21 protein-coding genes are annotated in these 21,684 nt (G+C 44.9%); 14 read left to right on the top strand and 7 right to left on the bottom strand.

The genetic code is table 11. The annotated features are described in order from the left end of the window. Positions 1–68: 68 nt before the first annotated feature. From ACTRWI_RS01890 to tatC, 5 genes are all read left to right on the top strand, one after another. On the top strand, positions 69–674 hold the full coding sequence (locus ACTRWI_RS01890) for a ubiquinone biosynthesis accessory factor UbiJ (RefSeq protein WP_499128881.1): 606 nt from the start codon (positions 69–71) through the stop codon (positions 672–674). Then, positions 671–2,305: a ubiquinone biosynthesis regulatory protein kinase UbiB gene (ubiB, locus tag ACTRWI_RS01885; RefSeq protein ID WP_499128880.1), complete on the top strand. Its 1,635-nt coding sequence runs from the start codon at positions 671–673 to the stop codon at positions 2,303–2,305. The genes ACTRWI_RS01890 and ubiB overlap by 4 nt, the downstream gene beginning before the upstream one ends. Before the next feature lie 53 nt (positions 2,306–2,358). Beyond that, positions 2,359–2,601 (top strand): Sec-independent protein translocase subunit TatA, encoded by a 243-nt coding sequence (tatA, locus tag ACTRWI_RS01880; protein WP_008218506.1) that lies wholly within the window; start codon positions 2,359–2,361, stop codon positions 2,599–2,601. A 3-nt stretch (positions 2,602–2,604) separates the two neighbouring features. Next, on the top strand, positions 2,605–3,012 hold the full coding sequence (gene tatB, locus ACTRWI_RS01875; RefSeq protein WP_004740982.1) for a Sec-independent protein translocase protein TatB: 408 nt from the start codon (positions 2,605–2,607) through the stop codon (positions 3,010–3,012). Between the two features lie 66 nt (positions 3,013–3,078). Continuing rightward, complete coding sequence (gene tatC / locus ACTRWI_RS01870; protein ID WP_499128879.1) at positions 3,079–3,834, top strand: twin-arginine translocase subunit TatC; 756 nt, start codon at positions 3,079–3,081, stop codon at positions 3,832–3,834. A gap of 284 nt (positions 3,835–4,118) precedes the next feature. Here tatC and ACTRWI_RS01865 read toward each other — a convergent pair whose 3' ends face one another. Continuing rightward, entirely contained in the window at positions 4,119–4,880 is a 762-nt protein-coding gene (locus ACTRWI_RS01865; protein ID WP_499128878.1) for a TatD family hydrolase, read from the bottom strand. A 246-nt stretch (positions 4,881–5,126) separates the two neighbouring features. Between ACTRWI_RS01865 and hemB the strand changes: the two genes are divergently transcribed. The 4 genes from hemB to spfP all read left to right on the top strand — a co-directional run bounded on the left by hemB (position 5,127) and on the right by spfP (position 10,384). Then, positions 5,127–6,131, top strand: coding sequence for a porphobilinogen synthase (gene hemB / locus ACTRWI_RS01860; protein ID WP_499128919.1), 1,005 nt, complete (start codon positions 5,127–5,129; stop codon positions 6,129–6,131). 77 nt (positions 6,132–6,208) lie between these two features. Further along, the gene (locus ACTRWI_RS01855; protein ID WP_499128877.1) at positions 6,209–6,661 is read left to right on the top strand and encodes a GNAT family N-acetyltransferase; all 453 of its coding nucleotides are present in this window, start codon (positions 6,209–6,211) and stop codon (positions 6,659–6,661) included. Positions 6,662–7,344: 683 nt separating this feature from the next. Next, positions 7,345–10,143, top strand: coding sequence for a DNA polymerase I (gene polA, locus ACTRWI_RS01850; RefSeq protein WP_499128876.1), 2,799 nt, complete (start codon positions 7,345–7,347; stop codon positions 10,141–10,143). Positions 10,144–10,336: 193 nt separating this feature from the next. Continuing rightward, positions 10,337–10,384 carry a small protein SpfP gene (gene spfP / locus ACTRWI_RS01845; protein ID WP_438356636.1) on the top strand — a complete coding sequence of 16 codons (48 nt, stop codon included), beginning with the start codon at positions 10,337–10,339 and terminating at the stop codon, positions 10,382–10,384. Positions 10,385–10,613: 229 nt separating this feature from the next. On the opposite strand, the gene ACTRWI_RS01840 is transcribed toward spfP, so the two are convergent. Further along, positions 10,614–10,829 carry a hypothetical protein gene (locus ACTRWI_RS01840; RefSeq protein ID WP_499128875.1) on the bottom strand — a complete coding sequence of 72 codons (216 nt, stop codon included), beginning with the start codon at positions 10,827–10,829 and terminating at the stop codon, positions 10,614–10,616. 383 nt (positions 10,830–11,212) lie between these two features. Next, the gene (gene yihA, locus ACTRWI_RS01835) at positions 11,213–11,884 is read right to left on the bottom strand and encodes a ribosome biogenesis GTP-binding protein YihA/YsxC (RefSeq protein ID WP_499128874.1); all 672 of its coding nucleotides are present in this window, start codon (positions 11,882–11,884) and stop codon (positions 11,213–11,215) included. A 136-nt stretch (positions 11,885–12,020) separates the two neighbouring features. On the opposite strand from yihA, the gene ACTRWI_RS01830 reads away from it, so the two are divergent. The 5 genes from ACTRWI_RS01830 to hemN all read left to right on the top strand — a co-directional run bounded on the left by ACTRWI_RS01830 (position 12,021) and on the right by hemN (position 16,531). After that, positions 12,021–12,638 (top strand): c-type cytochrome, encoded by a 618-nt coding sequence (locus ACTRWI_RS01830; protein ID WP_499128873.1) that lies wholly within the window; start codon positions 12,021–12,023, stop codon positions 12,636–12,638. A gap of 570 nt (positions 12,639–13,208) precedes the next feature. Further along, positions 13,209–13,847 carry a class I SAM-dependent methyltransferase gene (locus ACTRWI_RS01825; RefSeq protein WP_499128872.1) on the top strand — a complete coding sequence of 213 codons (639 nt, stop codon included), beginning with the start codon at positions 13,209–13,211 and terminating at the stop codon, positions 13,845–13,847. Next, positions 13,847–14,404 (top strand): Der GTPase-activating protein YihI, encoded by a 558-nt coding sequence (gene yihI / locus ACTRWI_RS01820; RefSeq protein WP_128162413.1) that lies wholly within the window; start codon positions 13,847–13,849, stop codon positions 14,402–14,404. The genes ACTRWI_RS01825 and yihI overlap by 1 nt, the downstream gene beginning before the upstream one ends. Before the next feature lie 6 nt (positions 14,405–14,410). After that, on the top strand, positions 14,411–14,899 hold the full coding sequence (locus ACTRWI_RS01815) for a DUF2489 domain-containing protein (RefSeq protein ID WP_004741478.1): 489 nt from the start codon (positions 14,411–14,413) through the stop codon (positions 14,897–14,899). A gap of 291 nt (positions 14,900–15,190) precedes the next feature. Next, complete coding sequence (gene hemN / locus ACTRWI_RS01810) at positions 15,191–16,531, top strand: oxygen-independent coproporphyrinogen III oxidase (protein WP_499128917.1); 1,341 nt, start codon at positions 15,191–15,193, stop codon at positions 16,529–16,531. Between the two features lie 69 nt (positions 16,532–16,600). Here hemN and glnG read toward each other — a convergent pair whose 3' ends face one another. The 4 genes from glnG to glnA all read right to left on the bottom strand — a co-directional run bounded on the left by glnG (position 16,601) and on the right by glnA (position 21,553). After that, the gene (gene glnG, locus ACTRWI_RS01805) at positions 16,601–18,004 is read right to left on the bottom strand and encodes a nitrogen regulation protein NR(I) (RefSeq protein ID WP_499128871.1); all 1,404 of its coding nucleotides are present in this window, start codon (positions 18,002–18,004) and stop codon (positions 16,601–16,603) included. 108 nt (positions 18,005–18,112) lie between these two features. After that, the gene (gene glnL, locus ACTRWI_RS01800) at positions 18,113–19,189 is read right to left on the bottom strand and encodes a nitrogen regulation protein NR(II) (RefSeq protein ID WP_499128870.1); all 1,077 of its coding nucleotides are present in this window, start codon (positions 19,187–19,189) and stop codon (positions 18,113–18,115) included. 168 nt (positions 19,190–19,357) lie between these two features. Continuing rightward, positions 19,358–19,915 carry a DUF4124 domain-containing protein gene (locus ACTRWI_RS01795; RefSeq protein ID WP_499128869.1) on the bottom strand — a complete coding sequence of 186 codons (558 nt, stop codon included), beginning with the start codon at positions 19,913–19,915 and terminating at the stop codon, positions 19,358–19,360. 228 nt (positions 19,916–20,143) lie between these two features. Next, positions 20,144–21,553 (bottom strand): glutamate--ammonia ligase, encoded by a 1,410-nt coding sequence (glnA, locus tag ACTRWI_RS01790; RefSeq protein WP_004741473.1) that lies wholly within the window; start codon positions 21,551–21,553, stop codon positions 20,144–20,146. Between the last annotated feature and the right edge of the window lie 131 nt (positions 21,554–21,684).

Below are 21,684 nucleotides of genomic sequence, written 5' to 3'. Positions count from 1 at the left end.
ATAGAAAATAAGAATAAAGATAGAACGGATAGGTCAAGGCTTATCCGTTTTTAAAGGTAAGGACAGTCATGCCATTTGATCCATTGGTAACCGCGGTTATTGAAACCTCTTTGAATACGCTAGTAAACGATGATCCAGCACTGGTTCGTCGTTTGTCGCGTCTAAAAGGGCAGATCATTCAAGTCAATTTGAAAGAGTTGAATAAAACACTTACGTTCGTTTTTAGCCAACAAATTGATATGTTGTCAGAATACGAAGGGCAACCTGATTGCTACTTATCTGTGAATCTATCTGTATTGCCAGAACTCCGCGAACAATCGAATATTACTAAGCTTATCAAGCAAGATAAGCTGATTTTGGAAGGTGATATTCAGTTGGCACAGAAGTTTTCTCAGCTGATGACAGACTGCAAACCTGATTTGGAAGAGTGGTTGTCTCGCGTGACAGGTGATGTGGTGGCTCATACCTTGGTACAAGGCGTTAAGAACGTTGGCGACCTTGTGGCAAAGCAGGCGACGAAACATCAAAACCACTTCGCTCAGGTTTTGACTGAGGAGTGGAAAATTGCCCCTGCGCCATTAGAGGTGGCACATTTTTGCGATCAGGTTGATGACGTAAAAAGCTCAGCTGCACGCCTTGAAGCTAAGTTAAACGCTCTGTTGGAGAAAGCATGACCCCAACAGAACTGAAACGTCTTTATCATATTATCAAGGTACAGTTGGAATATGGCCTTGATGAGTTGATGCCAGAGCACCAATTGACCAAAGCGCCGCTATTGGTGAGAAAGTCACTGTTTTGGATTAAGAACAAGCACAAAGATAAAGAGTTAGGGCATCGTCTACGTCTGGCGTTGCAAGAGCTAGGGCCGGTGTGGATTAAGTTTGGACAGATGATGTCGACACGTCGTGATCTGTTCCCCCCTCATATCGCTGATCAGTTGGCACTTTTGCAAGATCAAGTGGCACCGTTTGATGGTGAACTGGCCAAGCGGGATATGGAGGAGGCACTGGGTGGCAGTTTAGATAACTGGTTTACCGACTTCGATATTACACCGCTTGCTTCAGCGTCGATCGCTCAGGTGCATACCGCGAAGTTAAAAGAGAACGGCCGAGAGGTGGTTCTGAAGGTAATTCGACCAGATATTCGCCCGGTGATTGATGCAGATCTAAAACTGATGCATCGAATGGCGAGTATAGTCGCTAAGTCGCTTCCTGAAGCACGTCGTTTAAGACCGGTTGAGGTGGTTCACGAGTACGAAAAAACCTTAATTGATGAATTGGACCTACGCCGAGAGGCTGCAAATGCCATTCAACTGCGTCGTAATTTTGAAGGCAGTGAAGAGTTATACGTTCCAGAGGTGATTCCTGATTTAAGCAGCGAAACCTTGATGGTGTCAGAGCGTATTTATGGTATTCAAGTGTCGGATGTAGGGACTTTGAAAGCCAACGGCACCAATATGAAATTGCTGTCGGAACGTGGTGTGACGGTATTCTTCACCCAAGTATTCCGAGATAGTTTTTTCCATGCAGACATGCACCCGGGCAACGTATTCGTTAACCCAGATAACCCAGATAATCCTCAATGGATTGGTCTCGATTGTGGCATTGTCGGCACGTTAAGCAGCGAAGATAAACGTTATTTAGCGGAAAACCTGCTGGCTTTCTTCAACCGAGATTACCGTAAAGTTGCAGAACTGCACGTTGATTCGGGTTGGGTACCGCATGATACCAACGTTAATGACTTCGAGTTCGCGATCCGCATGGTGTGTGAACCGATCTTTGCCAAGCCACTGGGTGAGATCTCATTTGGCCATGTGTTGCTAAACTTATTTAATACAGCAAGGCGTTTCAACATGGAGGTTCAGCCTCAGTTGGTACTGCTGCAAAAGACCTTGTTGTATGTTGAAGGGTTAGGTCGTCAGTTGTATCCACAACTCGATTTGTGGGAAACCGCAAAGCCTTTCCTCGAAACCTGGATGATGAATCAGGTAGGGCCGCAAGCTGTGATTAACGCAGTCAAAGAGCGCGCGCCATTCTGGGCAGAAAAACTGCCAGAGCTGCCTGAATTACTTTATGACAGCTTGCGCCAAGGTAAAGCGATGAACCACAGAATGGATCTGCTTTATCAAGGTTACCGAGAGAGTAAGCGTCAGCAAGCAACTGGAAAGTTTTTGTTTGGCGTTGGAGCAACTTTAGTCGTATGCTCCGCAATATTAGTTTCAAGCCCTTATGAGCAGCTATCTATGGGCTGTGGCATCGCAGGTGTCATATTTTGGCTGCTTAGTTGGCGAGCTTACCGTCGTTAGACAGTAGACTCTCTTTATATTTTTTTGTGTAGACAGACACGAGGACAATGACAATGGGTGGTATCAGTATTTGGCAACTTCTAATCATTGCTGTAATTGTAATTTTGCTATTCGGAACAAAGAAACTGCGCGGTATGGGCGGTGACTTAGGTTCAGCGGTTAAAGGCTTCAAGAAAGCAATGAGCGATGATGAAAAGCCTGCAGATAAGAAAGACGCAGACTTCGAACCAAAGAATATTGAACAGCAGAAGACAGAAGCGACTGCTGAAACAAAGAAAGACAAAGAGCAGGCGTAAATCGTGTTTGATATCGGTTTTTGGGAACTGGTATTAATATCTGTCGTTGGGTTAGTGGTTCTAGGGCCTGAGCGTTTGCCTGTGGCAATTCGCAGTGTATCCAAATTTGTGGGTGCGGCGAAAAGTATGGCAAACAGTGTGAAAGATGAACTTTCTCACGAGCTTAAGGTGCAAGAGCTACAAGAAAATCTACGCAAGGCGGAACAAATGGGTATGGAAGATTTATCTCCAGACCTTAAAGCGTCAGTCGATGAGCTCAAGCAGGCCGCTGCTGAAGTTCAACGTCCATACGCTAAGCCTGAGTCTGATAAGCCGAGTGAGACTACACCTAGTGTCACGGAAACTGTCGAATCTGAAACCATTCAGGTAAACAGTGAAGCTTCAGCACCGTCAGATAAAAAAGCCGAATAGTCTCGCAAGGAGGGGTCGCCAGATATACGCGACTCCTTTTCGATCTTCCTGTTTAAGAGGTTTGAAATGTCTTCGACTGAGCAGACACAGCCTTTAATTAGCCATCTTCTAGAACTACGTAATCGACTACTACGATCGATTCTCGCCGTTCTAGTGGTGTTTATCGGGCTAATTTATTTTGCTAATGATATTTATGAATTCGTATCCGCACCTTTGGTAGATCGTCTACCTGAAGGGGCGACGATGATCGCAACCGATGTTGCATCGCCATTTTTCACACCTTTAAAGTTAACGTTAATCTCCGCTGTGTTTGCCGCGGTACCGTTTATTTTGTATCAGGTGTGGGCTTTTGTGGCTCCGGGTTTGTACAAGCATGAGAAGCGCTTGATCATGCCACTTTTGGCTTCAAGTTCTCTGCTGTTTTACTGTGGTGTGGCGTTTGCTTACTTCGTGGTATTCCCATTGGTATTCAGCTTCTTTACGGCTATCTCGTTAGGGCAGGTAGAGTTTGCGACGGACATATCGAGTTATCTTGATTTTGTACTCGCATTGTTCTTTGCTTTTGGCATTGCCTTTGAAGTACCAGTGGCGATCATCTTGTTGTGTTGGACAGGTGCAACGACACCTAAAGCGTTAGCTGAGAAGCGCCCTTACATTGTCGTGGGTGCTTTTATTATCGGTATGATGCTGACACCGCCAGACATGATTTCTCAAACACTGTTGGCGATTCCAATGTGTATCCTGTTTGAGATCGGTTTGTTCTTCGCTCGCTTCTATGTGCGCAAGTCAGATGGCGATGAAGAGGAAGAAGCTGAATCGTAAGCCAGCTCTCTTCAGTAAAAATCTTATAATAAAAAGCGGCCCTAGGCCGCTTTTTATTCTTCTTCGTTATCGAATTTTCAACTGATAACCACAGTTCTGGCATATATAGAGCTCTTTAATGCCCAAGATTTTATGCCATAGAGTTCGATGCTGACGTTGTAAGTATTGTGAGTGGTCACACATTATTAACTACCTCTATATGCAGACGGTTGATAATATACACATAACTTACTATTAACAAATAAATTTTATTGAAAACAATAAAAATTGGTTATTCAAATTATTTATAAATTAAACAATGATTTAGCGTTAGCTGTTGTGATCTTTTCAACTTCTTCTAGAGTGATGCATCGTAGGTCTGCAATACGCTTGGCGACTAGCTCTGTGTACGCTGGTTCATTGCGTTTACCACGGTTTGGCGCTGGCGCTAGATAAGGGCAGTCCGTTTCTAAGATAACGTAGTCCATATCTAGGTGTGGGATCACCTTATCCATACCTGAATTCTTAAAGGTCGAAACACCCCCTAAACCAAGATGGAAACCGAGTGAGTTGATCGCTTGAGCTTCTTCTAGGCTGCTGCCAAAGCAGTGAAATACACCATGTAAGCTGCCATCTTGCTCTTGTTTTAGTAGAGTCAGGGTCTCTTCTATTGAATCTCGAGTGTGGATTACCACCGGCAGGTCGAGTTCTTTTGCCCACTGCAGTTGAGTAACGAAGGCCATCTCTTGTTCGGCTTTAAAAGTTTTGTCCCAGTAGAGGTCGATACCAATTTCACCCACCGCGATAAAGTCGCGTTTATCGAACCAAGCGCGAATGGTCTTTAGCGTTTCTTCAATATTTCCATCAACATAACAAGGGTGTAAGCCCATCATTGAACGACATACTTCCGGAAATTGAGCTTCCGTTGCTAGCATTGGCTCGATAGATTCTAGGTCGATGTTTGGTAGTAGAATCGTATCAATACCTTGAGCCAGTGCGCGCTGCACTACCTGTTCGCGGTCTTCATCGAATTCGCTAGCGTAAATATGAGCATGGGTGTCGATCATTGTTTTGTCCTGAATACGGTCTTTACTGAGTTGTCATGAGTATACGGCAGTGTGAGGAGAAGGTCATTTTTTGCCATTTCTCCCTTTTTTGAGTGGGTTTTATATTTTACTGTTAGCGTCCTGAGCCATCAGTGATATGCTTTTGCCTGTATTTAGCACTTTTCATATCTAAGTATTCCGGTACTTAGACTAGGCAAGGAGAATCTAGTGTCTGTTTCAATTCAAGGTCAATTCCCAGGTCGCCGTATGCGCCGTATGCGTAAGCACGACTTTAGCCGTCGCCTAATGGCAGAAAATCAATTGTCTGTAGATGATCTAATCTACCCAATGTTTATCCTAATGGGTAAAGACCGCCGCGAGCGTGTAGAGTCTATGCCGGGTGTTGAACGCCTGTCGATCGACCTTATGCTTGAGGAAGCGGATTACCTTTCTAAATTGGGGGTTCCTGCGATTGCTCTATTCCCAGTCGTGAACCAAGATGCTAAAAGTTTATGCGCAGCTGAAGCCCATAACTCTGAAGGTTTGGTTCAGCGTGCTGTACGTTCACTAAAAGAACATGTGCCGAACATTGGTATTATCACAGATGTCGCACTCGACCCGTTCACCACACATGGCCAAGATGGCATCATCGATGAAGATGGCTACGTGATGAATGATGAGACAACAGAAGTGTTGATCAAACAGGCACTGTCTCATGCTGAAGCGGGTGCTGACGTGGTTGCCCCATCGGATATGATGGATGGTCGTATTGGTAAGATTCGTGAAGCGCTAGAAGAAGCGGGGCATATTCACACTCAAATCATGGCGTACTCTGCGAAATATGCGTCGTGCTACTACGGTCCATTCCGTGATGCTGTCGGCAGTGCATCTAACCTGAAAGGTGGTAACAAGAAGAACTACCAGATGGATCCTGCAAACAGTGATGAAGCCATTCACGAAGTCGCTATGGATCTTAACGAAGGTGCGGACATGGTGATGGTGAAACCAGGCATGCCTTACCTAGATATCGTGCGCCGTGTCAAGCATGAGCTGCAAGCTCCTACGTATGCATACCAAGTGTCTGGCGAATACGCGATGCATAAAGCGGCGATTCAAAACGGCTGGCTGAAAGAGCGCGATACAGTTATGGAATCACTACTGTGCTTTAAGCGTGCTGGTGCGGATGGCATCCTAACTTACTTCGCTAAAGATGTCGCTGAGTGGCTAGCTGAAGACAATGCAAAGGCCGCTGAGCATCTAAGAGAAAAGTAACGACTTTAGGTTAAGCTATAAGATTATTTAAAGGGTTGGCCGTGGTGCCAACCCTTTCGTTTATGAGGGGGGAAAGTATGTCAGTCATCATACGTGAAGGCTCGCTGGACGAAGTGGTTTCGGTTGTTGAGCAGATTAACGAGTTTGCTCAAAAAGAGAGTGTGGCCTCCCTTGCGCAGCGCTTATCAGGCAAGAAGGGTTTGATTTTAGTCGCGGAAGAAGCGGGTGTGCTACTAGGTTTTAAAATCGGCTATGAATTGGAACCGAACACTTTTTACAGTTGGTTTGGTGGCGTATCGCCGCTCGCGAGAAACAAAGGCGTCGCACAGGCTACATTAGATGTTCAAGAGCAGTGGGTGAAACAGCAAGGCTACCAACAACTCAAAGTGAAATCGCGTAATCAGTTTCCTGCCATGCTACGTCTGCTATTGAGAAATGGTTACCAAATCGAAAAACTGGAAGAAAAAGAGAATATTCGAGAACATCGCATCCACTTCGTAAAACAGTTATCTGTTCAATCAACGTGTTGAAGTCGTGGCATTAATCAGTCAACTAAAATTAAATGAGATTTATTATCATTTAATGGTTGACTATCAAATGAGAATCATTATTATTAATCCTGTCTTAGGGAATGAGGAAATGTTCACAAGGATGTTAAGTAATCAAGTATCAACTTGGTTACCCAACAGAATTCTCGCGAACTTGTACTAAGTTCTTTTTGACACGACATTGCTCACATTGCTTCCAGTGTAATTTATAGCTTTTAGGTAAAGCTGTGGTATTCAATTTGAATGGCTTTACCGGTTTTTGCTAGGCGACATCTTCGGGTGTCGCTTTTTTTATGTCTACCATTTCAACAGGATGCATATTTAGTGGCCCGTATTTTTATGAATAAAACGCCATCAGCATTCTTTTCCACAACGCAAGATCTTAAAAAGATCGTTGATCATCTGTTCGATCTGTAATTTTTTGCTTTATTTTCAACAATTTACTTTTGTTTTTTGCTTTGTCCGCCTTAGTTCTCAACAGGGTGGATAAATAATATAAACAGAGTTATCCACAGAACACCTGTGTCTAAGAACAAAAAATAACAACAAATTGATTATATCGAACACAACCGAGTGAACGGATACGGATCGACAACGTGGAATCCAACCAACAGACGTGGCATTCTTAACAGATAATTTCTGTACTTACTGGATACACAAACATTATGGCTCGTATTCCTGATAATCCATTGATTCTGATCGATGGCTCTTCTTACTTATATCGCGCGTTTCATGCTTACCCTGGCACCATGAGCAATGGTGATATCCCGACTAACGCGGTTTACGGTGTAGTTAACATGCTGCGCAGCATGATGCGTCAATTTGCTTCTGATCGTATTGCGGTTATTTTTGATGCGAAAGGAAAGACGTTCCGTGATGACATGTACCCAGAGTACAAGGCTAATCGTCCACCTATGCCGGATGATCTGCGTTGCCAGATCGAACCTTTGCACAATGTGATTCGTGCAATGGGTCTGCCACTTATCTCTATCCCAGGCGTTGAAGCGGATGACGTGATCGGTACACTGGCTTCTCAAGCATCTAAAGCGGGCATGCCGGTTTTGATCAGTACTGGCGATAAAGATATGGCCCAACTGGTTGATGACAACGTTACTTTGATCAACACCATGACCAACGTGGTGATGGATCGCGAAGGTGTTATCGAAAAGTTTGGCATCCCACCTGAGCTTATCATCGACTACCTTGCTTTGATGGGCGATAAAGTGGATAACATACCTGGTGTTCCAGGCGTTGGTGACAAAACAGCAACAGCTCTACTGCAAGGTATTGGTAGCATCGAGAAGTTGTACCAAAACCTAGATGATATTGCTGCGCTTGGTTTCCGTGGCTCTAAGACGATGGCTAAGAAGCTTATCGACAATAAAGATAACGCTGAAATGTCTTACCAACTGGCGACGATTAAGCTGGATGTTGAGCTTGAAGAGACACCAGAATCACTCGTAAAAACGCAACCAAATACCGATGAGCTGATTAAGCTATATGGTCAATTAGTCTTCAAGTCTTGGCTGAATGAGCTTCTTGAGGGCGGTACTGGTGTCGTTGAAGCTGATGAGAAGTCTGGAGCCGTACGCAGCAGTGGCACATCGGCAACCTCAACCGTTGAGATGAACACTTCAGCAGTGACGATTGATCGTAGCAAATACGAAACCATTCTTGATGAAGAGACTTTCAACGCTTGGCTAGAGAAGTTGAAAGCGGCCGAGGTGTTTGCTTTTGACACCGAGACAGACAGCCTAGATTATATGGTGGCTAACCTGGTTGGCCTATCGTTCGCAACTGAAGAAGGTGTTGCCGCTTACGTACCAGTTGCTCATGATTACCTAGACGCCCCACAACAGCTGGATCGCGATTGGGTACTAGAGCAGCTTAAGCCGATTCTTGAAGATGATGCACAAGCTAAAGTGGGTCAAAACCTCAAGTACGATATGAGCGTTTTAGCGCGTTACGGTATTGAGATGAAAGGCATCAAGCATGACACCATGCTAGCGTCTTACGTTTTCAATAGCGTTGGCGGTAAGCATGATATGGACAGTTTGGCGTTGCGTTTCCTACAACATAGCTGCATCTCGTTTGAGCAGATTGCGGGTAAAGGTAAGAAACAACTGACGTTCAACCAGATCGAGCTGGGTGAAGCGTCTCCATATGCGGCTGAAGATGCTGACGTAACACTGCGTCTGCATAACCGCCTAATGGAAAATATCGAGCAAGACGAAAAGCTAAAAGCGATTTATGAAGAGATCGAAGTACCGCTGATTCCAGTCATGTCTCGCATTGAACGTACCGGTGTATTCGTCGATGACATGTTGCTAGGTGCACAGTCACAAGAGATTGCGGTTCGTCTTGATGAGTTAGAGCAAAAAGCTTACGAGATTGCAGAGCAAGAGTTCAACATGAACTCGCCGAAACAGCTGCAAGCGATTCTGTTCGAGAAAATGGGCCTGCCTGTTATCAAGAAAACGCCATCTGGTTCGCCTTCAACTAATGAAGAAGTACTACAGGAACTGGCGCTAGATTACCCGCTACCTAAATTGATCATTGAGTATCGTGGTCTTGCGAAACTGAAGTCTACTTACACCGATAAGCTGCCGAAGATGATTAATGCAGAAACGGGTCGTGTTCATACCTCGTATCATCAAGCGGTAACGGCGACTGGTCGTTTGTCTTCGACGGATCCAAACCTACAGAACATCCCAATTCGTAATGAAGAAGGCCGTCGTATCCGCCAAGCATTCGTTGCACAGCATGGTTGGAAGATTCTAGCAGTCGATTACTCTCAAATTGAATTGCGTATTATGGCGCACCTATCGGGTGATAAAGCGCTACTAGAAGCTTTCCAACAAGGTAAAGATATCCACGCGGCAACGGCAGCTGAGATCATTGGAGTTAATATTGAGGATGTGACTTCTGAGCAACGTCGTCGTGCTAAAGCGGTTAACTTCGGCCTTATATACGGCATGAGTGCCTTTGGCTTGGCTAAGCAGCTTGGTATTCCTCGAGGTGAAGCACAGCACTACATGGATACTTACTTCGAGCGCTACCCTGGTGTGATGCAGTACATGGAAGACACGCGTAGTGCTGCTTCAGAGCAGGGTTTCGTTGAAACCATTTACGGTCGTCGTCTGCACCTGCCTGAAATCCAGTCGCGTAATGGTATGCGTCGTAAGGCCGCTGAACGTGCAGCGATCAACGCACCAATGCAAGGTACAGCGGCAGACATTATTAAGAAAGCCATGCTATTGGTTGATGAATGGATTCAAGCGGAAGGTGACGGCCGAGTTAAGCTATTGATGCAAGTACACGATGAATTGGTATTTGAAGTGGAAGAGTCATCTTTAGCCGAAATTGAAAGTAAAGTACAAGAATTGATGGAATCTGCTGCTGACCTAGATGTACCGCTTGTTGCGGAAGCTGGTCACGGTGACAACTGGGATCAAGCCCACTAAGCAGTTTTTGACCTTATTGAACAAATTAGTATGAGCCAGTGCACAAACACTGGCTTTTTTTTGTCTAAAATAAAGTTCAATCACGCAAAGGGTTTAAGTGTTTTAATAAAACATTCATGAAAAAAAACTACAAAAATTGTTTTCATTTCTGAGCAATTGTTGTACATTAAATCTCGTAGGGTACAGAGGTAAGATGTTCTATCTTTCAGACCTTTTGTTTCACGTTATTGGATTAGGCTGATTCAGCCGCCCCAGTCAGTATTTGACTGGGGCATTTTTTCTTGTGCGAAAGAAAAATATTTCCAACCTACAATTCCCCTGAAAAACACTCCATTTCTAGTGCTTTTGTTACGCTTTTTAAGTGCCTTCTTTATCTCTTCCATTCATTGTGAATTTGGAATTCAATCAGCAACTAGTAATTTAAATCCACACATAAAATGATTGTTTTATCATTTGAAATAACTTTTATTTTACAAAGTGCCGATAAAGGATTGATCGCTCGCGTCTTTTTTATCGGTGTATTGAGTGGGTGAATGTTGGTCTAAGGCTTGTGGCTGTTGCTTGAGCGAGGTTTTGGTGGTGTCGGCGAGTTTGTTAATGCTTTCAACCGTTTGATTAAGCGCCAGTTGTTGATCGTCACTAAGGTTAGGGTTCTTGCCGATGGCTTGCAGTGACTGAGATATCACCTACAGAGACTGGCTCGCATCTTGAGCATACCTCTCCATGCCATCAAGGTCTAAAGTCATATCAACGTTGATCAGTGGCGTTTCCGTTGCTTCTTTTCAGAGGCGAGTCCTGAAAATGAAACCATTATCAGCGCTATTACGATTAGGGGCATTTTCCACAAGAGTGTTCCTTTCTCATTGTACTGTTTATAAAAGTTTGTCTTTTAGTATGGTTCACTTCTGCTGTTTATAACGAGTTTATCTTACTTTCTATTCTCGGTTTTTGAGTTTAAACCGCTAATTTATAGACAAAAAAATACCCCACCTATATAAGGCAGGGTATTGATAAGGTGCGATCTCTTGGAATCGTGATCGATTCGCTATGTGTTCCCTATAAATAGAGACTACTCTGAATCGTTGTGTTCTTCGTTTTCTAGTTCGTCAATGAGTTGATCAGCAAGCGCTGGCGCGAACCATTCATCCATCTTGTTACGCAGTTGGTCAACACCAATGCCTTTCAGTGAAGAGAAAACATCAACAGCGACATCACCACCGAAAGATTGCGCATCTTTCCGAATCTTCAGCAGTTGTGCTTTACGTGCACCTTGCTTCAGCTTGTCGGCTTTAGTTAGCAGCACTTGTACTGGAATACGGCTATCAATGGCCCAGAAAATCATTTGCTGGTCTAGGTCTTTCATTGGGTGACGAATGTCCATCAATACAACCAAACCTTTCAACGATTCACGTTTTTGAAGGTATTCACCTAGCGACTTCTGCCACTTTTTCTTCATCTCAAGCGGTACTTGAGCAAAACCATACCCAGGTAAATCGACGATATGACAACCGTCCGTTACCCTAAATAGGTTAATAAGCTGAGTACGACCAGGTGTTTTACTGGTTTTCGCCAAGCTTTTTTGGTTGGTAACGCGATTTAACGCGCTAGATTTACCAGCATTGGAGCGTCCTGCAAACGCAATTTCGATCCCTTCGTCTTCTGGTAAGTGACGAATATCAGGTGCACTGGTAATGAAATGCGTGTTTTGATAATGAATTTTTACGCTCACTGTTAACTCCATCTCGACTTTGTGTAGTCGATTGATTACTTTTTTGTGAATTTGTGTAAAATAACCGTGCTCGGCATAAGGTCGCCTATTGTACCATGAGTGGCAACATAGAGTGGTACTGGAAGCTTGATAATTATAATGGAATGTCATGAAGAAATTAGCGCTAATTTTGAGTCTTTTAGCCAGCTGCTCAGTATGGGCTCAAGGTAGTATTGAAGCTGGTAAAGCCAAATCACAAACATGTGTTGCCTGCCACGGTGCTGACGGCAACAGTCTGATCACTCAGTACCCTAAGTTGGCTGGTCAACATGAGAAGTACCTAGAGAAGCAGCTAAAAGAGCTCAAGCTAGGTATGACGAGTGGTGGTAAGCAAGGTCGTTATGAGCCTGTAATGGGTGCAATGGCGATGCCTCTGTCTGAACAAGACATGGCTGACCTAGCGGCATACTACGCATCTCTCCCAATCTCTAACAACTCTACTCCTGAGAACGTAGTTAAAGAAGGTAAAACCTTATACACAGCGGGCAACGCAGAGCGCGGCCTTACAGCGTGTATCGCTTGTCACGGCCCTCGTGGTAACGGCACCGAGCTGTCAGGCTTCCCTAAAATTTCAGGCCAACACGCAGAATACATCAAGGCTCAACTTGAAAAATTCCGTGATGGTAGCCGTAATAACGACATGAATGCGATGATGCGTGATGTCGCTAAAAAGTTAACAGACGCAGAAATTGATACCTTATCGAAGTACGTTGGTGGTCTACACTAATTTGTCGGTTTCTCGCTCTTAGCCAGAGTGAAGAAATGTACGTTCGAGCGTGGTGGAAGAAGAGGCCCCGATCAGAAATGATTGGGGCGTTTTCTTTTTTAAGCATTATTTAATAGATATTAATGATACTTTGTCTTTTTATGTCTAATTTGTCTATGAGTGATCAATTTGTGTGCGAAAGTGTGAAGTCGCACTATTGTAGTCTTTTTGTAACACGGTAAAGTAACCGCCATCAGCTAGGAGCTGACTTAGATACGGATGATCATCTCGTCTAACGGTATAGACAGAAACGGATCAGGCTAGGACAGCCCAGTAACAAGGTGTTAGAAAAGGACAGCCAAAACTCATCAGGACGATGAACAACAAACAAATTTGGCATGGAAAGCACCAATAACAAATGGAGATTTGTGTACCAAGTTGAGTATGCAAATTTTAGCCGAAATAGGCAGATTTAGAGAGCGATAGGTTTTCCTATCGCTTTTTTTATTGATTTGATGAAAAAACACCCAATACCTCTCCACTATAAACGCAGTTTCTGGTATGTTTCGCATCCCTGTTTAAGGATGTGCTATGTATACTTGTCCCTTATGCCATCACCAAGGCGTGAATCACTATTTTGAAGACAAACGCAGAGCCTATCTGCAGTGTCAGCAATGTGAGCTGGTATTTGTAAAACCAGATCAAAGGTTAGAAGCAAACGAAGAGAAAGCGCACTATGATCTCCATGAGAACGATCCTAGTGATGCTGGCTATCGCCGTTTTTTATCTCGTATCGCGGATCCATTAACAGACAAAATTTCATCTAACTCACACGGGTTGGATTTTGGTTGTGGCCCGGGCCCTACGCTATCTATTATGTTAGAAGAATCCGGACACACCATGGAGTTATACGATATTTACTACCACCCAGAAACTTCTGTGCTGGATAAAACGTATGACTTTATGACTGCCACCGAGGTGATAGAGCATCTTTACCACCCAGATAAGGTGTGGCAGCAATGGTTGAATTTAGTTAAGCCCAAGGGCTGGATTGGTCTGATGACCAAGCTAGTAATAGACGTGGACGCGTTTGCTGGTTGGCACTATAAGAATGACCCGACACATGTCGTCTTCTTTAGTCGTCAAACATTCCAGTTTTTGGCAGAGCGGGATAAGCTCGAACTCGAATTTATTGGAAATGATGTAATTTTACTGAGGAAGACCCAGTAATGAGCCGTAGTAAAAAATCTAGAAAGCCGGGGGCATATGGTGCTCCTGAAGTTATCGTTACTCGTAACCGTAGCGAATCTGACGTTGAAGGTCGTGAACGCAAGCGTCTGAAGAAGCGTAAAGGCCTAAAATCGGGCAGCCGCCACTCAGATGGTAGCGATGCGAAACAGCGTAAAGCAGCACAAGCTCGCGACCCTCGTTTAGGCAGCAAGAAAAAAATCCCACTGATCGTTGAACCAGTGAAGAAACTAACTAAGCAAGAGCGCAAGCTATCTAACGAGCAAGAGTTAGAGATGCTTGAGAATGATCCACAACTGAACACGCTGCTAGACCGTCTCGAAAACGGTGAAAACCTAGGTGCAGGTCTACAGAAGTTCGTTGATGAGAAGCTTGATCGCATCGAACACCTAATGGGCCGTTTGGGTCTACTAGAGCCAGAAGATGATGAAGAAGAGTTCTTCGAAGAAACACCGGTAGCATCGAATAAGAAAGCAAACTCTGATGAAGACCTGCTATCTCAATTCGAAGATATCGACTTAGACAGCTTTAAGGGTTAATAGCCAATGAACGTAACCTTATTAGCAATTGCTGGTGGAATTATTATTCTCGGCTTGGGCTCTTATGCAGGTTACCTTCTACTTCAAGTGAAGAAGCAGACGGAGTTGCAAAAGCAGCATCAAGCTCTAGCTATCGAGAAGCGTAACGCGAACATCTTCGACAACGTTAATACCCTATGCCTTGCCGGCATTCAAGGTCAGTGTGATTTGTCAGAGATTAGTATACGCGTGTACAACATCATGGACTTTGTTCAGGGCGATGAACGTGTCGATTTCGACGCCGAATACCCTGCGACCTCGGAGTTGTATCATGTGGTTAAGGACATGGCGCGTGGCGAAGAACGACAAAATCTTCCGAAGCGAGAGCGTATGAAGCAGAACCTGACTCGACAAAAAGCAGAGTCGCGCTTGAACGAATCCATCATTGAGGAGTTGAAGCAGTTACAGAAGAAAGTAAAACCTCTTAATAACCAAATCAACATTCAGATGATCTAATAAAAAGGGCTTATGTGGTGTGGTGTCATATCAAATAAGCCCTCTCACCTTTGTGTTATCTTACATCCTCTAAGTCGGTTAGTGATCAAGCTATCAATTTTGAGCATTGGTGTTCAAAAAGCGATTAGCCGTCAAACGTCCTTACAAGTCGTGTGGCAAAATAACGCGTCTATATTTTAATGTATGTAAATTGATTTGAGAGAGCCTAGGTTCTCGCGGATCTAAATTGGAAGTACCGCTATGTCGAGCAAGCCAGTAATAACGAATCAGCAAATCGTTTGGGACCAAGAAATCTTAAACAAATACAACTATTCGGGACCTCGTTATACTTCATACCCAACTGCGTTGGAGTTCCATGAAGCGTTTACCGTCTCTGATTACGACATGGCGTGTACGCAATATCCAGAGCGTCCGCTGTCGCTTTACGTGCATATCCCGTTCTGCCATAAGCTTTGTTACTACTGTGGTTGTAACAAGGTGATTACTCGTCACTCGCACAAAGCGGACGAGTACCTAGATGTGATTGAACATGAAATCCGCCAACGTGCCTCTTTATTGAATGGCCGTGAAGTGACTCAATTGCACTTCGGTGGTGGTACGCCAACTTTCCTAAGCAAAGCTCAAATCACTCGTCTAATGATGATCCTACGTGATGAGTTTAACTTCACTGCTGACGCTGAGATCAGCATCGAGGTTGACCCACGTGAGATTGAACTCGATGTACTGGATCACCTACGTAATGAAGGCTTCAACCGCCTGAGTATCGGTGTTCAAGATTTCAATAAAGAAGTGCAAAAGCTGGTGAACCGCGAGCAAGATGAAGAGTTCATCGTAGCTATGGTTCAGCGTGCTAAAGAGCTTGGCTTCCGTTCAACTAACCTAGATTTGATTTACGGCTTGCCTAAGCAGACTCAAGCGTTATTCGCTGAAACGCTGAAGCAAGTACTTGAGATGAAACCTGGTCGTCTATCGGTATTTAACTACGCTCACATGCCACAACTGTTTGCGGCGCAGCGTAAGATTAAAGATGAAGACCTACCAAAAGCTGAAGAGAAGATGGCTATCTTGCAAGATACCATCGAGACTCTAACGGGAGCAGGTTACCAGTTCATTGGTATGGATCACTTCGCGCTTCCAGAAGATGAACTAGCAGTGGCTCAGCGTGAGGGTGTTCTGCACCGTAATTTCCAAGGCTACACGACTCAGGGAGAGTGTGACCTAGTAGGCTTTGGTGTGTCGGCTATCTCTATGGTGGGGGACTCTTACGCGCAAAACCAAAAAGAACTTAAGAAATACTACGCTCAAGTGAATGACCTTCGCCATGCGCTTTGGAAAGGTGTAGCACTAGATAACGACGATTTACTACGTCGAGAAGTGATTAAGCAGCTTATTTGTAATTTCAAACTCGATAAGAAGATGATCGAATCTGAGTTCGCTGTTGATTTTAATCGTTACTTCAAAGAAGACTTAGAGCTTCTGCAAACCTTCATTAATGATGACTTGGTTGAAGTAGACGACAAAGAAATCCGCGTAACGCTTCGTGGTCGTCTGCTGATTCGTAACATCTGTATGTGTTTCGATAAATACTTGCGTGCTAAGGCTCGCCAACAGCAGTTCTCTCGCGTTATCTAATCACTCGCTTGAGAATCAAAACAGAAAAAAATGCCAGCATTATGCTGGCATTTTTGTATTGTTAGAGGCCTAGTACAGTTCTTTGAGCTTGCGAGTTAGGGTGTTTCTTCCCCAGCCCAAAACCTTGGCTGCGTCCTGCTTGTGACCATTCGTATGGTTGAGTGCAGCCTCTAGCAGTATACGTTCAAACTCCGGAAGAGCATAAGTGAGCAGCTCTTTTTCTCCTGAATCAAGCGCACATTTTGCCCAATCAGCAAGCAGCTGCTGCCAGTTATCTCCAGTACCTGATGATGCGATCGTTTTTTCTTCCAATAGCTCCGGTGGTAGGTCTGAAGGAAGGATTTCACTACTGCTCGCCATCACGGTCAACCAACGACAGATGTTCTCTAGTTGACGCACGTTACCTGGCCAATTTAGCTGGTTCAGCTTGATTATGGTTTCTGGGTGCAGTGTTTTCACTTCCACACCCAGTTCTTCAGCCGCTGAGGTTAGGAAATGATGAGTCAGCTTTTCGATATCTTGTTTACGTTCACGTAGGGCAGGAATGTGAATCCGAATAACGTTGAGTCGGTGGAACAAATCTTCACGGAAATCGCCTTCATGCACTAATCGCTCAAGATCTTGGTGGGTAGCGGCGACGATACGAACGTCCACCTTAACTGCAGAGTGACCGCCGACACGATAGAACTGACCATCAGAAAGTACACGCAACAAACGAGTTTGAATATCGAGTGGCATGTCACCGATTTCATCTAGAAATAGGGTGCCACCGTTGGCTTGTTCAAAGCGTCCTTGGCGAACGCTGTTAGCGCCAGTAAAGGCACCTTTCTCGTGACCAAACAGTTCGGATTCGATGAGGTCTTTCGGTATTGCCGCCATATTGAGGGCAATGAATGGCTTCTTTGCTCTTGGGCTGTGGCGGTGTAAAGCATGAGCAACCAGCTCTTTACCGGTCCCCGATTCCCCGTTAATCAATACCGATATCGATGAGCGAGACAAACGGCCGATGGCACGAAATACTTCCTGCATTGCTGGTGCTTCACCAATAATTTCAGGGGCGTTGGTCTCTTCAGAAGCTTCGTTAGCTTGTTCGCGCTTTTGTTCTTGGCTGTGAGCGATCGCTCGCTCTACGAGGGTAAGTGTCTCATCGATATCAAATGGCTTAGGCAGATATTCAAAGGCACCTTTTTGATAAGCATTCACCGCGGCATCTAAGTCGGAGTGCGCCGTCATGATAATCACCGGTAGATCGGGAGAGCGTTGATGCACTTGATGCAATAGCTCAATACCGTCAATGCCGGGCATGCGGATATCTGACACCAATACATCAGGTGTTTCGCGTTCAAGTGCAAGCAGTACGCTCTCTGCATCAGCAAATGTTTCACACTTTATATCAGCCGATGAAAGTGTCTTTTCTACTACCCAGCGGATAGAGCTGTCGTCATCCACGACCCAAACGTATCCCTTACTCATAATTCAATTCCTTTGCAGCCAAATCTATTGTGATAATCATTGTTTTTATTGTTCTGTATTCGTTCCTTGCCTGAAGCTTGGTTTCTCTATCGAGAGGTGAAGCTTCGTTTAAATGGGCAAGTAAATCGTAAATGTTGTGTTCCCCGGCCAGCTCTCAACATCGATTTTTCCGTTGTGCTGGTCGATGAGGTTTTGAGATATCGATAGTCCCAATCCTGTACCGCCCTCACGCCCACTGACCATGGGGTAGAACAGGGTGTCTTTTAATTCATCGGGGATGCCCGGGCCGTTATCGCTGATCTCAATACGAGCTGCGAGTTTGTGCCGCTGACCATGAATGTTGGCTTGATGCACCGTTCTGGTGCGAATGGTGATCTTGCCTAAATCCTGCTCCTTTAAAATCTGTGCCGCATTGCTCACGATATTGAGCATCGCTTGTTCAACCTGGGCTGAGTCCATCACTATCGGTGGCAGACTAGGATCGTAATCTCGTTCGATAGCTAATGTTGAGCCAGATTCGAGCTCGACTAACTGCCTGACTTTTTCGAGTATCTGATGGAGATTTTCTTCTGACTTGGTTCCCGGCTTTTGCGGACCAAGCAGACGGTCGACTAAGGCACGTAAGCGATCGGCCTGCTCAATAATGATCTGGGTGTATTCATTCAGTGATTGATCGGGAAGCATCTTTCCAAGCAGTTGTGCCGCCCCTCTTAAGCCACCCAATGGATTCTTGATTTCATGCGCCAAGCCACGCACTAACAGTTTCGCTGCTTGTTGTTGTGCATGTTGGTTTAACTCTTGGCTGAGGCGCCTTTGTTGGTCGATCTTGCGCATCTCAACGAGCAATAGGGTCTCGCGCTGCCAGGTGATAGGGCTTACCGTCACTTCAAGCATCAGCGGGCGGTTATCGACAACAAAGGTCACGTCACTGTCGGTAATGCTCTGGCCGCTTTGCAGAGGCTGAGTAAGCAGTGCTAGGTCGAGCGAAGCGTGTTGGATAAGTTGACTCAGTGGGTGATCAACAATGCGTCTCGCACTTTGTGAAAAGAGTTGTTCAGCTGCCGAGTTGGCGTATCGCACGTATAACTGTTCATCGAGCATCAATGTCGATGTCACCATATTATCGAGAATGGCGTTGGAAAGGTGGTGTGTATCTATGCTGTCGCATTTGGCTGATCGATTCACTGTTTCGTCCTTGAACTGGTGTTTTTTCTCACTGCACCAAATTGGTGCGTAGCTAAGTTCAAGTATGGCGCATATCAATCAGAAGCTAAAGATAATTCATAAAAGTCGCGAAAAGCTGCTGAGAAAAGGTAAAAGTTGATGTTATTCAGTCTCTTTTAACCCATTAGCCTACTTGATCGTCGCTCGATGTAAATACACGGTGACTGGACTAGTAGATGCAATAAGCTTGCCGCTTCTATGTGCTTGAATTGCAATGGTGTGAGTGCCGCGATCGATATCTTTCAACTGCCAGTTAGGCTGGGTTTGTGGTGCGCCATAACGTCGCCCGTCGAGCATCAATTGCAGCTGTTCACCAATGCCTAGTTTACGGTTGAGTTCGATTTGAATTGAGAGGAAGCCACGATTACTGCGAATAGTTTGGTCGTGAATGGGAGTGAGCATAGTAAGAGCTAATGGTGCTGGGACTTCTCGCTCGGTCTGTTGTATTTTTGGTTGCTCTTGGTTTGGAAGGGTTGAGGTGGCTTGGTCGTCAACGGGTTTCGATGGCTCGAATTTAGGTGCGGGTGCTGAAGCTTGAACATCTGGAAGCTCAAGAGACTTAGCGCCTTCGCCTGTCGGTGTATCACTAAAATGAAGTACGCCATCTTCATCTACCCAGGTATAAATCGTTTGAGCTGAGCATGAGAATGCGACTGTTAACCCGATTAGGAACAGTATGTTTTTCATATGGTTGGCCTCTTTTTACCGTTAGGTGATTTCACGTTTGGCGTTAGTTTGTTATTGATTTTATTGTATTTAGTTCGACAGCCTCTGAGGGTTTTTGTCTATTATCTAAGGCATGTTACGAAGAAGGAGAGGTTGGGAGAAGATAAAAAAGGCCCGCCTGCGAGGCGAGCCTAATATTTAGTCAGCGATTCTTACATGATTGCAGTAAGAAAGCTTATCTACCAGAGATTAAACAGAGTAGTACAGTTCGAACTCAAGTGGGTGAGTTGTCATGTTTACTTTCTCTACATCTTGAGACTTAAGGTCGATGTAAGAGTCGATGAAGTCGTCAGAGAATACACCGCCAGCTGTTAGGAACTCACGGTCAGCGTCTAGACACTCTAGAGCTTCTTTTAGTGAGTAAGCCACAGTTGGGATTTCTGCCGCTTCTTCAGCTGGTAGGTCGTATAGATCTTTATCCATAGCTTCGCCTGGGTGGATCTTGTTCTTAATACCGTCAAGACCAGCCATTAGCATTGCTGAGTAGCATAGGTATGGGTTCGCTGCTGGGTCACCAAAACGTAGCTCGATACGACGTGCTTTAGGGCTTGGTACTACTGGGATACGGATAGAAGCAGAACGGTTACGTGCAGAGTAAGCAAGCATAACTGGTGCTTCAAAGCCTGGTACAAGACGCTTGTACGAGTTAGTTGATGGGTTAGCAAATGCGTTGATGGCGCGAGCGTGCTTGATAACACCACCGATGTAGTAAAGAGCCATTTCAGATAGGCCGCCATACTTATCACCAGCAAACAGGTTAACGCCGTCTTTTGCTAGGGATTGGTGAACGTGCATACCAGAACCGTTATCACCAACTAGTGGCTTAGGCATGAATGTCGCTGTTTTACCGAATGCGTGAGCAACGTTGTGTACAACGTACTTGTAGATTTGAGTTTCGTCAGCTTTCGTTGTTAGCGTGTTGAAGCGAGTTGCGATTTCGTTTTGACCCGCAGTTGCTACTTCGTGGTGGTGCGCTTCTACAACTAGGCCCATCTCTTCCATTACTAGACACATTGCTGAACGGATGTCTTGAGATGAATCAACTGGAGCTACTGGGAAGTAACCGCCTTTAACGCCTGGACGGTGACCTTTGTTACCGCCTTCTACGTCAGAACCTGTGTTCCATGCTGCTTCGATGTCGTCGATCTTGAAGAAAGAACCTGACATGTCAGTTGCAAATTTAACGTCGTCAAATAGAAAGAACTCTGGCTCAGGACCGATTAGAACTGTGTCTGCGATACCTGTAGAACGCATGTACTCTTCAGAACGTTTTGCGATTGAGCGTGGGTCACGGTCGTAGCCTTGCATAGTTGCAGGCTCTAGAATGTCACAACGGATGTTTAGCGTTGCGTCTTCTGTGAATGGGTCTAGAACAGCAGATGATGCGTCTGGCATCATTACCATGTCAGATTCGTTGATGCCTTTCCAACCAGCTACTGAAGAGCCGTCGAACATTTTACCTTCTTCGAAGAAGTCTGCGTCAACTTGGTGAGAAGGAATAGAGATATGCTGCTCTTTACCTTTAGTATCGGTAAAGCGTAGGTCGACAAATTTAACTTCGTTCTCTTGGATCAGCGATAGTACGTTTTCTACTGACATCTTGGATAACCTCCAGTGTTATTAATTTGGTATTAGCTCGATTCGGTTGAAACCAGCATTGATTAATGTCTAACAAGTGCATTAATCGATGCTGATTTATCTGTTGCCAAAAGCGTGCCAAAAAAATTATT

Source organism: Pseudoalteromonas sp. G5_S1_14_S5, from assembly GCF_054968605.1.
The sequence above is the reverse complement of the archived record's forward strand: the minus strand, read 5'-3'. Positions and strand labels throughout refer to the sequence as shown.

Coding starts and splice junctions, on each gene's coding strand:
- ACTRWI_RS01890 (WP_499128881.1), top strand. CDS start 69: ATGCCATTTGATCCATTGGTAACCGCGGTTATTGAAACCTCTTTGAAT.
- ubiB (WP_499128880.1), top strand. CDS start 671: ATGACCCCAACAGAACTGAAACGTCTTTATCATATTATCAAGGTACAG.
- tatA (WP_008218506.1), top strand. CDS start 2,359: ATGGGTGGTATCAGTATTTGGCAACTTCTAATCATTGCTGTAATTGTA.
- tatC (WP_499128879.1), top strand. CDS start 3,079: ATGTCTTCGACTGAGCAGACACAGCCTTTAATTAGCCATCTTCTAGAA.
- ACTRWI_RS01865 (WP_499128878.1), bottom strand. CDS start 4,880: ATGATCGACACCCATGCTCATATTTACGCTAGCGAATTCGATGAAGAC.
- hemB (WP_499128919.1), top strand. CDS start 5,127: ATGCGCCGTATGCGTAAGCACGACTTTAGCCGTCGCCTAATGGCAGAA.
- ACTRWI_RS01855 (WP_499128877.1), top strand. CDS start 6,209: ATGTCAGTCATCATACGTGAAGGCTCGCTGGACGAAGTGGTTTCGGTT.
- polA (WP_499128876.1), top strand. CDS start 7,345: ATGGCTCGTATTCCTGATAATCCATTGATTCTGATCGATGGCTCTTCT.
- yihA (WP_499128874.1), bottom strand. CDS start 11,884: ATGGAGTTAACAGTGAGCGTAAAAATTCATTATCAAAACACGCATTTC.
- ACTRWI_RS01830 (WP_499128873.1), top strand. CDS start 12,021: ATGAAGAAATTAGCGCTAATTTTGAGTCTTTTAGCCAGCTGCTCAGTA.
- ACTRWI_RS01825 (WP_499128872.1), top strand. CDS start 13,209: ATGTATACTTGTCCCTTATGCCATCACCAAGGCGTGAATCACTATTTT.
- yihI (WP_128162413.1), top strand. CDS start 13,847: ATGAGCCGTAGTAAAAAATCTAGAAAGCCGGGGGCATATGGTGCTCCT.
- ACTRWI_RS01815 (WP_004741478.1), top strand. CDS start 14,411: ATGAACGTAACCTTATTAGCAATTGCTGGTGGAATTATTATTCTCGGC.
- glnG (WP_499128871.1), bottom strand. CDS start 18,004: ATGAGTAAGGGATACGTTTGGGTCGTGGATGACGACAGCTCTATCCGC.
- ACTRWI_RS01795 (WP_499128869.1), bottom strand. CDS start 19,915: ATGAAAAACATACTGTTCCTAATCGGGTTAACAGTCGCATTCTCATGC.
- glnA (WP_004741473.1), bottom strand. CDS start 21,553: ATGTCAGTAGAAAACGTACTATCGCTGATCCAAGAGAACGAAGTTAAA.